This window comes from Actinomadura sp. DC4 (assembly GCF_030406325.1).
Taxonomy (GTDB): Bacteria; Actinomycetota; Actinomycetes; order Streptosporangiales; family Streptosporangiaceae; genus Actinoallomurus.
In genome coordinates this window covers 31,212-43,192 of record NZ_JAUEQY010000048.1, presented here as the reverse complement: position 1 = coordinate 43,192, position 11,981 = coordinate 31,212, and the positions used below count along the sequence as shown (strand labels likewise).

14 protein-coding genes are annotated in these 11,981 nt (G+C 71.4%); 4 read left to right on the top strand and 10 right to left on the bottom strand.

All coding sequences use genetic code 11. The features are described 5' to 3' along the window. Positions 1-11: 11 nt before the first annotated feature. The 3 genes from QWU11_RS44265 to QWU11_RS44255 form a co-directional block, all read right to left on the bottom strand. A complete protein-coding gene (locus tag QWU11_RS44265) occupies positions 12-209 on the bottom strand; it encodes a hypothetical protein (protein WP_290120602.1) in 198 nt (65 codons plus the stop codon). Between the two features lie 149 nt (positions 210-358). After that, on the bottom strand, positions 359-2,449 hold the full coding sequence (locus QWU11_RS44260) for an acetate--CoA ligase family protein (protein WP_290120601.1): 2,091 nt from the start codon (positions 2,447-2,449) through the stop codon (positions 359-361). After that, positions 2,446-3,606, bottom strand: coding sequence for an acyl-CoA dehydrogenase family protein (locus tag QWU11_RS44255; RefSeq protein ID WP_290120600.1), 1,161 nt, complete (start codon positions 3,604-3,606; stop codon positions 2,446-2,448). The genes QWU11_RS44260 and QWU11_RS44255 overlap by 4 nt, the downstream gene beginning before the upstream one ends. 151 nt (positions 3,607-3,757) lie before the next feature. On the opposite strand from QWU11_RS44255, the gene QWU11_RS44250 reads away from it, so the two are divergent. Next, on the top strand, positions 3,758-4,384 hold the full coding sequence (locus QWU11_RS44250) for a TetR/AcrR family transcriptional regulator (RefSeq protein ID WP_290120599.1): 627 nt from the start codon (positions 3,758-3,760) through the stop codon (positions 4,382-4,384). On the opposite strand, the gene QWU11_RS44245 is transcribed toward QWU11_RS44250, so the two are convergent. Then, positions 4,385-4,852 (bottom strand): TetR family transcriptional regulator C-terminal domain-containing protein, encoded by a 468-nt coding sequence (locus tag QWU11_RS44245; RefSeq protein ID WP_290120598.1) that lies wholly within the window; start codon positions 4,850-4,852, stop codon positions 4,385-4,387. A 7-nt stretch (positions 4,853-4,859) separates the two neighbouring features. Here QWU11_RS44245 and QWU11_RS44240 point away from each other — a divergent pair, with 7 nt between their 5' ends. Further along, on the top strand, positions 4,860-5,687 hold the full coding sequence (locus QWU11_RS44240; protein WP_290120597.1) for an NmrA family NAD(P)-binding protein: 828 nt from the start codon (positions 4,860-4,862) through the stop codon (positions 5,685-5,687). Here the strand turns inward: QWU11_RS44240 and QWU11_RS44235 are convergent. From QWU11_RS44235 to QWU11_RS44220, 4 genes are read right to left on the bottom strand one after another with little or no spacing between them, the layout of a single operon-like run. Next, on the bottom strand, positions 5,680-6,408 hold the full coding sequence (locus QWU11_RS44235; protein WP_290120596.1) for a haloacid dehalogenase-like hydrolase: 729 nt from the start codon (positions 6,406-6,408) through the stop codon (positions 5,680-5,682). The two genes, QWU11_RS44240 and QWU11_RS44235, sit on opposite strands and share 8 nt — an antisense overlap. Before the next feature lie 11 nt (positions 6,409-6,419). Then, a complete protein-coding gene (locus QWU11_RS44230; protein WP_290120595.1) occupies positions 6,420-7,061 on the bottom strand; it encodes a PHP domain-containing protein in 642 nt (213 codons plus the stop codon). Next, a complete protein-coding gene (locus QWU11_RS44225) occupies positions 7,058-7,903 on the bottom strand; it encodes a MaoC/PaaZ C-terminal domain-containing protein (protein WP_290120594.1) in 846 nt (281 codons plus the stop codon). Before QWU11_RS44225 ends, QWU11_RS44230 begins: the two co-directional genes overlap by 4 nt. A gap of 1 nt (position 7,904) precedes the next feature. Further along, positions 7,905-8,819, bottom strand: a complete 915-nt coding sequence (locus tag QWU11_RS44220; RefSeq protein WP_290120593.1) for an SDR family oxidoreductase — start codon at positions 8,817-8,819, stop codon at positions 7,905-7,907. A gap of 104 nt (positions 8,820-8,923) precedes the next feature. Between QWU11_RS44220 and QWU11_RS44215 the strand changes: the two genes are divergently transcribed. Together QWU11_RS44215 and QWU11_RS44210 are read left to right on the top strand one after the other, a co-directional pair. Then, a complete protein-coding gene (locus QWU11_RS44215; protein WP_290120592.1) occupies positions 8,924-9,697 on the top strand; it encodes an SDR family NAD(P)-dependent oxidoreductase in 774 nt (257 codons plus the stop codon). A gap of 353 nt (positions 9,698-10,050) precedes the next feature. Further along, on the top strand, positions 10,051-10,437 hold the full coding sequence (locus tag QWU11_RS44210; protein WP_290120591.1) for a hypothetical protein: 387 nt from the start codon (positions 10,051-10,053) through the stop codon (positions 10,435-10,437). A gap of 30 nt (positions 10,438-10,467) precedes the next feature. Here QWU11_RS44210 and QWU11_RS44205 read toward each other — a convergent pair whose 3' ends face one another. Then, positions 10,468-11,217, bottom strand: coding sequence for a hypothetical protein (locus tag QWU11_RS44205; protein WP_290120590.1), 750 nt, complete (start codon positions 11,215-11,217; stop codon positions 10,468-10,470). A 115-nt stretch (positions 11,218-11,332) separates the two neighbouring features. Beyond that, positions 11,333-11,902, bottom strand: a complete 570-nt coding sequence (locus tag QWU11_RS44200; RefSeq protein ID WP_290120589.1) for a TetR/AcrR family transcriptional regulator — start codon at positions 11,900-11,902, stop codon at positions 11,333-11,335. Positions 11,903-11,981: the final 79 nt, after the last annotated feature.

Genomic DNA, 11,981 nt, shown 5'->3' with positions numbered 1-11,981 from the left:
GCCCGTACGGGTCACCTGCTGGGCTGCGGAGCCTTGCAGGCGACCCACGGGTTGAGGCCGACGTAGTTGAGCGGGCCGGAGATCCACACCACGCCGATCGTGGCGATCCGGCCGCAGCTGCCGTCGAAGTGGGAGTAGTAGTGGCGCTGCCCCGCCGCCAGCCCTCCGATGATCAGCCAGGCGATGACCAAAGGCGGTCCGGTGCGCATCGCCACCTCCGAACTACCTCGTCGTCACCGGGCCTGGGGAGGAACGGCGAACTACGGACTAGATCGCCATAGTTAAGCAAGTTCCACCCCTAGTGTCAGCTACCTGCGTTGATTCGCGGCGGGGTGTCGCGAATGCCGCTTAGTCCGTGTCACGCGCGCCATGTCACGAGCGCGTCCAGGGCCTCGATCCGGGAGCCGCACACCAGCAGGGGGTTGATCTCCAGCGACTCGAGGTCGTCGCCGAGGCTTCCGGCCAGGGCGCAGACGCGGGCGACGACGTCCGCCACCGCGTCCAGGTCGGCCGGCTCGGTGCCGCGCGCGCCCTCCAGCAGTTTCGCGCCGCGCAGCTCGCCGAGCGCGCGGCGCGCCTCCGCGGCGCCGACCGGCAGCAGCCGAAGCGCGGAGTCCCTCAGCACCTCCACCCACACGCCGCCGAGGCCGACCGCCAGCACCAGACCCCACGCCGGGTCGCGTACGACGCCTACGAGGAGTTCGACGCCGCCGTCCCGCTGCGGCTGCACCAGCGCGCCGAGGGCCGCCGGTCCCGCCGCCGCACGGATCTCGCGGTACGCCCGCCGTACCTCGTCCGGCCCGGTGAGGCCGAGGCGTACGCCGCCGATGTCGCTCTTGTGGCCCAGCCCCTCGGCGGCGGCCTTGAGGACGACCGGGTAGCCGAAGGATCCGGCGGCGGCCACGGCGGCCTCCTCGTCGGCGGCGAGCTCGGCCGGAACCACCGGGACGCCGTTGGCGGCCAGGAACGCGGCGGCGCGGTGCTCGGCCCACACGCCGCTAGCCGTGTCATCGGCCGCGCTGCGGGGCCCGGCCCGTGGCGGCTCCGCGGCCTCGCGCCGGATCCGCGACCAGCGGACGGCCGCGCCGATCGCGGCCATCCCGTGCTCGATGCCGCCGACGACGTGCGGGTATCCGGTGCGCTCCTGGACCGTACGGGCGAAGGCGCCGACGTCGACCAGCACGTTGCCGACGATGACGACGGGCTTGGGTGACTCGGCGATGACGCGGGTGGTGTTCTCGTACTGGCGCAGGACCGGCGCGGGATCGGGCGGCTCGATGCGCGGCAGGTCGGACAGGAGCAGGACCACGTCGATGCCGGGGTCCTCGGCCACGACCCGCAGCGCGCGGCTGAGCAGGGTCCGGTCGACGACGACGTAGCCGGTGACGTCCAGCGGGTTCGCCGCGCTGCCGAACTCCGGCATGATCTCGGTCAGCCGCGCGAGCGTCTCCCCGGCGAACGGCGGGAGCTCCAGCCCCTCGTCCTCGGCGCGGTCGGCGATGATCTCCGAGGCGCCGCCCGAGGGTGTGACCACGCCGAGCCGCGGGCCGGGCAGCGGCCCGGACGACGCGAGCAGGCCCGCGGTGATGATCAGGTCCTCCAGCGAGCGCACCCGGATGACGCCGAGCCGCCGGAAGGCCGCGTCGATGACCGCGTCGTCGCCGACGAGCGCGCCGGTGTGCGCCTGCGCCGTACGCGAGGCGAGGCCGCTCCGGCCGATCTTGAGCGCGACGATCGGCTTGCCCGCCGCCAGCGCGCGGCGGGCCACGCGGGCGAACTCCTCCGGCCGGCGGATCGACTCCAGGAACAGCGCGATGGCCTTCGTCGCCGGGTCGTCCACGAGGTGGTCGATCACGTCGGTCACCGAGACGACCGCCTCGTTGCCCATCGAGGTGAGCAGGCTGAGGCCGATGCCCCGTACCTGGCTGAAGGCCAGGACGGAGCTGGCCAACGCGCCGCTCTGCAGCACGACGCCGACCGACCCGGACAGGAGCGGCGGCGGGATCGGCAGGCCGTACGGGGTGACGGAGGTGGCGGCGTTGATGAAGCCGTTGCCGTTCGGGCCGAGCACGGTCAGGCCGTTCGCCCGGCAGAAGGCGGCGAGCTCCTCCTCACGCGCGCGCCCCTCCGGCCCGGTCTCGCCGAAGCCCGCGGTGAGGACCACGTAGTTGGGGATGCCGAGCCGCGCGCCCTCCTCCAGCACGTCGCGTACGGCCGGGGTCGGCACCATGACGTACGCGAGGTCGACGGGTGCGGGCAGGTCGCTCAGGCTGCGGTACGCCCGCTCGCCGTGCACGACCTCGGTGCGGGGGTTGACGAGGTGGATGGGGCCGCCGAAGCCGTACCGCCGCAGGTTCGCGAACGTGTTCACCGACCAGCCGGACTTGTCGGTCGCGCCGACCATGGCGATCGACGCGGGATCGAACAGTGCGCGGATCGCCGCGGTCATTCGCCGATGCCGCCGAGGCGTACGTGACCTTTCAGGAGGTTGCGGGCGATCGTCCGGCGCTGGATCTCATCGGTGCCCTCGTAGATGCGCAGCAGGCGCAGCTCGCGGTACCAGCGTTCGATCGGCAGCTCCTTTGTGTAACCCATGCCGCCGTGGATCTGCAGGACGCGGTCGACCACCTTGTTGGCCATCTCGGCGCCGTTGAGCTTGGCGATCGAGGAGGCGTGCCGGGCGTCCATGCCCTGCTGCACGCGCCACGCGGCGTACAGGGTGAGCCACTTGGTGGCCTCGATCTCCACCTGAGAGTCGGCGATCTGCCACTGGATGGCCTGGTACTCACCGATGAGGTGGCCCATCGACGTGCGGATGTTCGCGTAGTCGATGGCCATCTGCAGCAGGCGCTCGGCCGATCCGATGGCACGCGCCGGGATCATGAAGCGGCCGTTCCTGATCCAGGTCATGGCCAGCTCGAAGCCCTTGCCGACCTCGCCGAGCACGTTCTCGTGCGGCACGCGCACGTCCTCGAAGACCAGGGCGGCCGGGCCCCACTCGCCCATGGTCGGGATCGGCTCGGACTTCCAGCCCATGTCGCGGTCGGCGAGGAAGCAGGTGACGCCCGCGTCCGGTACGACGGCGAAGACCATGACGAAGTCGGCCTCGTTGCCGCCGGTGATGAACGTCTTCTCACCGTTGATGATCCAGTCGCCGCTCGCGTCCTTGACCGCCCGCGCGGCGATGTTGCGGGCGTCGGACCCGGCGCCGGGCTCGGTGATGGCGAAACAGGAGCGCCGCTCGCCCTCGATGGTCGGGATGAGGTAGCGCTGCTTCTGCTCCTCGGTGCCCGCGTAGAGGATGTTGTCCGCGGTGCCGCCGAAGGTGAAGGGCACGAACGTACGGCCGGTCTCGATGACGAGGATGGCCGACAGGAGGGCGCCCGCGTCGAGGCCGCCGTACTCCTCGGGCGTGTTGATGCCCCAGAAGCCGGCCTTCTTGGCCTTGAGCTGCAGCTCTTTGACCACGTCGGGGGCGAGGCCGGGCCGGCCGGCCCGCTCGTTGCGCAGCACCTCGTCCTCGAGAGGGATGACCTCCTTGGCGATGAAGCTGCGGACGGTGTCGCGGATCTGCCGCTCCTCGTCGCTGAGCGAGAAGTCCACCATGGGCCGTCCCCCTTCAGGAACCTTTTCTAGAATCGCGCTCTAAAACTCAGCGTGCCCCTCGCCCGTAGGTGTGTCAAGTCGGCCTGCGGCGCGAGGATTCTGGAATACGGTTCCGTAACCTGAGAGGGAGCGAGGAAGGGTGGCGGATCCGGTGGCACGCAAGACCAACACACGCCCGAGCGCGAACGCCTGGCGGTGGAGCCGCACGGCCGAGACGCGCCGGAGCATGCTGGTGGCGGCCCGCGAGGTCTTCACCGAACGCGGCTTCGCGGACGCGAGCGTGGCCGACGTCGTCGAACGCGCCGGCTCCAGCGTCGGCAGCCTCTATCACCACTTCGGCGGCAAGGCCGAGATCTTCCTGGCGCTGTGGGAGGACCACCAGAACGCGCAGGAGGAGGCGGCGGCCGCCGCCGTCGCGGCCCTGCGCGAGGCGGGCGAGACCAACCCGCTGGAGCAGTTCATCGCGGGCGCGCAGGCGTTCATGGAGGGGTCGTGGCAGCGGCGCGACGTCGTACGGCTGCTGATGGACGGCGACGGGCCGCCGGGCTTCGAGCTGGTCCGCCGCACCCGCAACCGCGAGTGGGTCCGGCAGAACGCCGTGCTGCTGGGCGCGGGCACCGACCCGGTCGACCGCGTCACGGTGGCGGTCCTCACGACGGTCATCGGCGAGGCCGCCCGCGAGGTCGCCGCCTGCGAGACCAAGACGGAGGCCGACACGGTCGCCGCCGCCGCGATCCGCCTGATCCGCCGCCTGGACCCGCTGACCGAGAACGACTGACTACCGCGGTGCCGCCTGGTCGTGGATGCTCGCGATCACGGTGTCGAGGGCGGCTTCCAGGGCGTCGGTGGTGTGCTGGGCCTGAGCGAGCAGAAGGCCGCCCTGGACGGCGGCCAGCAGCGCGAGAGCGAACCGGCCGGCGTCGGTTCCACGGCGCAGGGTGCCGTTGGCGACCATGTCGAGCAGGCCGCCGCGGATCGTCTCGGCCCAGGCGGTGAAGCTCGCGGCCAGGGCGTCGCGGGCCCACGAGTTGCGGTCGGACAGTTCGCTGGACAGGCCGCCGAGCGGGCAGCCGCCGGCGCCGCCCTGCCACCGGGCGGCGTCGACGACGACGTCGCGCCACGCGCGCAGGGCGTCGAGGCTGTCGAGCCTTGCCAGCAGGGGCGCCTGGTGGGCGAGGATCGCTTCGGTCTGGAAGGCGATGACCGTGCTCGTACCGGCCGCCCCGTGCTTCAGGGGGAACATCATGATTCTCGTGACGGGAGCCACCGGGAAGGTCGGCTCCGAAGCCGTCCGGCTGCTCGGCGCGCAACGCCATCCGACGCGGGCGCTGGTGCGCGACGCGTCCCGCGCACCCCGCGGTGACGTCGAGATCGTCACCGGCGACTTCGACCGTCCGGACACCCTCGACGTCGCGATGCGCGGCGTCGAGACCGTCCTGCTGGTGAGCCCGGCCGTGCCCGCCCAGGAGATCGCGGTCATCGACAGTGCCGTCCGCGAGGGCGTACGGCACATGGTCAAGGTCTCGAGCAAGGCGTCGGCGGACTCTCCCGTCGACCGTCGTCGTGGTCAGGCACGGATCGAGACGCATCTGAGGGCCAGCGGCCTGTCCTACACGCTCCTCCGGGCGAACGCCTACATGCAGAACCTCCTCGCCCTGGCCCCGATGATCGAACGGACGGGCGGTTTCCTGATGTCGGCCGGCGACGGCCGGGTCGGCATGGTCGACGCTCGTGACGTCGCCGCCACCGCGGCGGCGGTGGTCACCGCGCCGGGGACACACGCCGGCCGGACCTACCGGCTGACCGGGCCCGGCCTGGTCACGTACGCGGACGTCGCCGAAGAGCTGTCCGACGCGCTGGGACACACGGTCGAGTACCGCCGGACCGGCCCCGCCGAGCACCGGGCGGCGATGATCCAGGCGGGCGTGCCCGAGGCGGTCGCGACCTCCAACGCCCAGGCCTTCGGGCTGATCGCCGAGGGCGACGCGGCGTGGCTGTCGGAAGACGTGGAATCGATCACCGGCACCGCACCGCGAACGCTGCGCACCTTCGTCGCCGATCACGTCGCGGCGTTCACCTGACGCCGGGAGTCCCCTGGGACGCGCCGTCTCCCGTGCCGAGGATCGCGCGTACGACGTGGTCGGTGTCGGACAGGTCGGGCAGGACGTGCTCGGGGTCGGCGCCGCGCAGTTCCCGGACGTCGCTGCCCCCGGTGGCGACCGCGACCACGCGGGCGCCGCCGTCGTGGCCCGCGCGGACGTCGTGCGGGGTGTCTCCGATGAGAACGGTGGTCAGGCGGTCGAAGGCGTGGCCGTACTTGCCTTCCGCCCGGCGCTGGGCCAGGGCCACGAGCGTGGAGCGGTCGGCGCCGTCCATGCCGAACGCCCCCGCGTCCAGGTCGACCCACTCCGTCAGGCCGAACGCCGCCAGTTTGGTGGCGGCGATCGCCTTCATGTTCCCGGTCAGGACGGACTGGACGACGTCGCGCATCGCCGCCAGCCGGACCAGGACCTCCGGCACTCCGGGGAGGGTACGCCCGGCGAGGGCGAGCTCGTGCCTCCGCGCCTCGAACAGGGCCGCCAGCTCCTCGGCGAACGCGGCGACGAGGTCCTCGGCGGGCACGATGCCGTGCGACTCCAGGGTCTCGGCGATGATCGCCCGGTCGGTACGCCCGGCCATGGCGGCCACCCGCTCCATCGGACGGCCGAAGGCGCGGGAGAACACCGCTCCGTAGATCTCCCCGCTCAGCCCGCCGGCGTCGATCAGGGTGTGGTCGATGTCCCACAGAACAAGGGTGCGCACGAACCGGCAGCCTAGGCGCGGCCGGGCAGGAAGCCGACGTGGGGGCGGAGTTCTCCGTGGACACGTCCCTCGCGCAGGGCCTCGGCGAAGTCGCACGGGCCGTCGAAATCCGGCATCTCCACCCACGCCGCGCCCAGGCCCTGCGGGTCGTGGGCGTCCGAGCCGGCCGCGGCGGGCAGGTCGTGCTCATCGGCGAAGGCCGCCGCGCGCCGGTTGTCCTCCCGGTCGGTGACCTTGGCGTTGAAGACCTCGACCACGTCGAGCGCGCCCATCGCGGTCAGCCGCGCCAGGCCCTCCGCGCCCAGGCTCGTACGGGCCGCGTCGAACGGGTGCGGCGCGTACACCAGCCCGCCCTGCGAGCGCACCCGCCGTACCGCCTCCTCCAGCGGCAGGACGTACGGGACCCGCGACGTCAGGAACAACCCGATGATCTCGCCCGCGTGGGTGCGTATCTCCTCCCCGACCACCACGCGGGCGCCGATGTCGCGGGACAGCGCCTCGTGCGCGCCGGCGAGCGTGTGGTGGTCGGTCACGCAGACGACGTCGAGGCGCTCCTCGCGGACGCGCTCGGCCAGGCGGTCGACGGTGGTGACCGCGTCGCCGGAGTGGACGGTGTGCAGGTGGCAGTCGACCCGCACCCGCCGGGGGCTCACCGGAAGCTCGCCCGCCCCCGGTCGATGACGACCGTGCCGTCGTCCTTGGTCGTACGGAACAGCGCGGTGTCCCGTTCGGCCCAGATCGCGACCGTCAGCGCCTCGCCCGGGAAGACCGGACTGGTGAACCGGCCCGACATCGAGGCGAACCTCCCGGCGTCCGACCCGGCCATCGTGTGCAACAGCGCGCGGCCCGTCACGCCGTACGTGCACAGGCCGTGCAGGATCGGCCGGTCGAACCCGGCGCGGGCGGCGAAGGCGGGGTCGGAGTGCAGCGGGTTGCGGTCGCCGGACAGCCGGTAGATCAGCGCCTGTTCGGGCCGGGTGCGGTACGTCACCTGGTGGTCGGGCTCGCGGTCCGGGGCGTTCCAGTCGTCGCGCGGCCCGCGGTCGCCGCCGAAGCCGCCCTCGCCGCGGATGAACGCCGAACTCCGCGCGGTGATCAGGGCCTCGCCGGTCTCCGGGTCGACCGCGGTCGCCTCGGTGACCACCAGGGCGCCCTTGCCCTTGTCGTAGATGCCGGTGACCTTCATGGTCGCCCGTACGCTGCCTGAGGCGGGAAGCGGCCGGTGCAGCTCGAACGCCTGCTCGGCGTGGACGAGCATCGCCGGGTCGAAGTCGCCGATCCGCCGGGCGCCGGGGACCTGGGCGAGCAGCACGGCGTACGTCGGCAGCACCTGCTGGGGCGTGCCGTCGGAGTTCTCCGTGGTGAAGGCCAGCTCGGCGAGAGGATCGTCGATGCCCGCGCCGACGCCGACCGCGTACAGCAGCGCGTCCTTGGAGGTCCAGGAGCGGTCGACGGGCGCGGACTCGACGTCGATCGCGCTGTGGTCGAGGGCCATGTCACGCCTCCGGGGTACGGCCGTCGGACAGGACGTTCGGCGCGGCCTTCTCGACCAGGTCGGGGATGATCTCACCGAGCTCGGCGGGATCCCAGCGGGCGCCCTTGTCGGCGCCCGGCCCGGCGCGCCAGCCCTCGGCGACGCTGATCACCCCGCCGCGCACGTTGAAGACCCGGCCGGTGATGCCGCGTGCCTGGTCGGAGCCGAGCCAGACGACGAGCGGCGCGATGTTGTCGGCGGCGCGGGGGTCGAAGTCCTGCGGCCCGTCGGCCTGCCAGCGGGTGAGGCCCTCGGTCATGCGGGTGAGCGCCGCCGGGGCGACCGCGTTGACGGTCACGCCGTACCGGCCCAGCTCGCGGGCGGCGATGACGGTGAGCCCGGCGACACCGGCCTTGGCCGCGCCGTAGTTGCCCTGGCCGGCGTTGCCGTAGATGCCCGACGAGGACGTGGTGTTGATGATCGCGGCGTCGACCGGCTCACCGGCCTTGGAGCGCGCCCGCCAGTACGCGCCGGCGTGCCGCAGCGGGGCGAACGTGCCGCGCAGGTGGACGCGGATGACGTCGTCCCACTCCTCGGCGGTCATGTTCACGAGCATGCGGTCGCGCAGGATGCCCGCGTTGTTGACCAGGACGTGCAGGTCGCCGAAGTGCTCGACGGCCGACTCGACGAGCCGTCTGGCACCCTCGAAGTCGGACACGTCGTCGCCGTTGGCGATCGCCTCGCCGCCGTTCGCGCGGATCTGGTCGACGACCTCGCCGGCCGGCCCGGTGGACGAGCCGCTGCCGTCCACCTCCGCACCGAGGTCGTTGACGACCACCTTGGCGCCCTGCCGGGCGAACTCCAGCGCGTGCCCGCGCCCGATACCGCGCGCGGCGCCCGTGACGATGACGACGCGTCCTTCGACGATCCTGCTCATGACGTCCCTTTTTTAGAATGAACTTCTAGAAAAGTCTCCAGAGGGCTAGCGTGCCTGTCAACCCTGGAGATCTCCTACCCGGGCCCGACGAAAGGAGCCCGCTCATGGGCGTACTCGATGACAAGGTGGCGATCGTCACCGGGGCCAGCCGGGGTATCGGCGCGGCCATCGCGGAGCGGTTCGCGGCCGAGGGGGCCACGGTGGCCGTCACCGCTCGTACCGTCGACCCGGCCCGGTCGCGCCTGCCCGGCACGATCGGGGAGACCGTGGCGCGGATCGAGGCGGCCGGTGGCGCGGCGCGGGCTTACGCCGCGGACCTGTCCGACCCCGCCGCGCGTGAGTCGCTCGTCGCCGCGGTCACCGGCGACCTCGGGCCGGCCGACATCCTGGTCAACAACGCCGCCGTGACGTTCTTCACGCCCGTCGCCGACTTCACCGGCAAGCGGTACGCGCTGATGTTCGAGGTGCAGGTGACCGCGCCGTTCCACCTCGCGCGGCTCGTCCTGCCCGGCATGCGCGAGCGGGAGCGCGGCTGGGTGCTGAACATCTCCTCGCTGGCCTCGCGTCATCCCGCGCTCGAGGGGTACCCGCTCCACGGCGGGACGGTGTACGGGATGTGCAAGGCGGCGCTGGAGAGGTTCACGACGGGCCTGGCCTCGGAGGTGTACGGGGACGGGATCATGGTCAACTCCCTGGCCCCGAACCGCGTCGTGCCCACACCCGGCACGGTCTTCCACCGGCTGACCACCGAGGACGACCCGGACAACGAGCCGCCCGCGGTCATGGCCGAGGCGGCCCTCGCGCTGTGCTCGGGCACGAGCCTGTCCGGCCGCATCGCCCTGTCCCAGGACCTGCTCATCGAGCTCGGCGAAGGCTGAGGTCTTCCAAGTTCCTCATCTCCGGCACCGCCACGCGCTACAACCCGAACCCCACCGTCGACCAGCGGAAACAGGCAGTGACGCCGATCGGCACCATCCTGTACACCACGCGGATCGTCGTACGCCGGCCGGGACCTGGCAGATCGCGGGCGCCTCCCACGTACCGGCCTGCTCCACGGACTCGGACGCGGGTGAACACAATTGGTGTGGGTGATGCTGATCTTTTTGGTGATACCCCCCTTTAGTCTTGGGACGTGGCCAGTCCAAATCACGCAGGCGCGCCTGCCGCCAGCCGAACCGCACGGGCCGCCCGTCCAGGCCGGCACGGAAGACCGTCGACGCTGCGGGCGGCCGTGCACGCACGGCTGGAGGAGATGCGGTTCCGCCGCGGCATGTTCCTCATGGTCACGACGGGCGCGGTGATCGTCGCCGCGGTCGCGGGCGTCACGATGCTGCTGACCGGAGGCAAGGGCAAGACGCCGGCCGACCCGGTCGCGGACCCGTCGTCCTCGGCGTCGTCCCCGGCCTCCGCGAAGCCGAAGAGGGGGTCGTCCCTGTCACCGCGCCGGGCGGAGCGACCGCGAACCTCTTCCTCGACGATGGTCGGCGTACCGCTCACCCCGCCCCCGGACACGTCACGCCCGCGGAGCACGGCCTCCACGACACCGACGCCTCCGCCCTGGTGGCCGCGCGACCACCACTGGCACGGCACCCCGCCGCCCTGGTGGCACCACCACTAGGACCTTGTTCGCAGGCCAGATCTTCCTGAGCTACCGCCGCCCGGCGAGACGGGGAGACCGGATCGGCAGTCCCCACAGTTGCCGGACCTTGCCGACCAGCTTGTCGACGATGAAGAACGAGGCGATGTAGAGCGCGAGCCCCGCCGTGATGACCAGGTCCCAGCTGAGGTTGTCGCCCTGGCCGAAGAGATGAATGCCGTGAGTGAGAAAGTCCTTGAGCAGCGTGACGATCGTCAGAATTCCGATGAAAAGCATGGGCGCGTTGGCGATGAGGCCCAGAACGACGAAGATCGCGCGCGCCAGGAAGCCGCCACCGCTGTGATACCCGACGGCGAGGAGCACGAGCGCCAGGATCGCGGCGGGGAGCGCGTACCTCGTCACCGCGTCGTAGCCGCCCCAGTTGGCGCCGTGAAGAATGCTCGGCAGGTCCAGACTGGCGATATCGTAGCTCCAGTTGTTCTCCTGCATCCGCACCATCAGGTACAGCGCGAGATTCGTCATTTCCTGCACGCTGAGGACCCAGAAGGTGAGGCCCACCGCCGCCAACGCGGTAAGCAGTGCCTTGGCGGACGTGTACGTGCCGGCCAGGTCGGCCGCCGCCCGATAAGCCTTTACGGAGCTTTTCTTCGTGGAAGCGGCGAAATCAAGCCACGATTTCACTTTCACGAAGATCAGGAACAGGGCGACGAAAACGCCGTTACCGAAGAAGAGCTTGATCGCCACCTTTTCTAAATCGTCAGGTTCGGCGATACCGTCCAGCCAGTTGATGATGGTGTTCATTCACCGATCCCCCGGTCGCCCCCGCTATTGCCCCCTACATCGCTCAGGCGTCCCCGAATGTTTCAGGATGCCGGGACACTCCCCGAGTCGTGTACGCCCGGTACGTTGAGGCCGGTCAGCGGACGCGGACGCCGTCGAGGGCGATGCTCAGCACGCGTTCGCGTTGTTCGCCGTCGATGAAGCCGGCCGACGTGATGCCGGTGACCATGCGAAGGACGTCGTCGAAGCTCGCGTCCTCGCGCGCCTCCCCCGCCTCCTGGGCCCGGGTCAGCAGCGGCTCGCCCGCCGCGTACATCGCCGCGCGACACGAGCGGAACATCTCCGAGTCGCGGTTCAGTGCCTCCGAGATGGCGCGCTTGGTCGCGGCGTAGGCGACGAAGCGGCGTAGCCAGACCGCGAACGCCTCCCACGGTGGCAGGCCCGCGACCTCCCCCGCCTGTTTGCAGAGCGCCTCGACCTCACCGACGTAGACCGCCTCGAACAGGTCCTGGCGCGTCGGGAAGTTGCGGTAGAGCGTGCCGATGCCCACGCCCGCGCGGCGGGCGATGTCCTCCAGCGACGCCTCGGTGCCGTTCTCCGCGAACGCGTCGCGCGCGGCGGCCAGCAGTGCGTCGAAGTTGCGTCGCGCGTCGGCGCGGTGCGGCCGACGTACGGCGACACCTGGGGCGATTCCCTCGTCCGTCAATCGCGCTCCTCACGGTTCGACTTGTATCGGAGGTGTACCTCCGCTAAAGTCGAGGCATGCCTCCGCTATTACGGAGGCT

Coding starts and splice junctions, on each gene's coding strand:
- QWU11_RS44215 (WP_290120592.1), top strand. CDS start 8,924: ATGGGCGTACTCGATGACAAGGTGGCGATCGTCACCGGGGCCAGCCGG.
- QWU11_RS44255 (WP_290120600.1), bottom strand. CDS start 3,606: ATGGTGGACTTCTCGCTCAGCGACGAGGAGCGGCAGATCCGCGACACC.
- QWU11_RS44265 (WP_290120602.1), bottom strand. CDS start 209: ATGCGCACCGGACCGCCTTTGGTCATCGCCTGGCTGATCATCGGAGGG.
- QWU11_RS44220 (WP_290120593.1), bottom strand. CDS start 8,819: ATGAGCAGGATCGTCGAAGGACGCGTCGTCATCGTCACGGGCGCCGCG.
- QWU11_RS44245 (WP_290120598.1), bottom strand. CDS start 4,852: ATGATGTTCCCCCTGAAGCACGGGGCGGCCGGTACGAGCACGGTCATC.
- QWU11_RS44260 (WP_290120601.1), bottom strand. CDS start 2,449: ATGACCGCGGCGATCCGCGCACTGTTCGATCCCGCGTCGATCGCCATG.
- QWU11_RS44225 (WP_290120594.1), bottom strand. CDS start 7,903: ATGGCCCTCGACCACAGCGCGATCGACGTCGAGTCCGCGCCCGTCGAC.
- QWU11_RS44205 (WP_290120590.1), bottom strand. CDS start 11,217: ATGAACACCATCATCAACTGGCTGGACGGTATCGCCGAACCTGACGAT.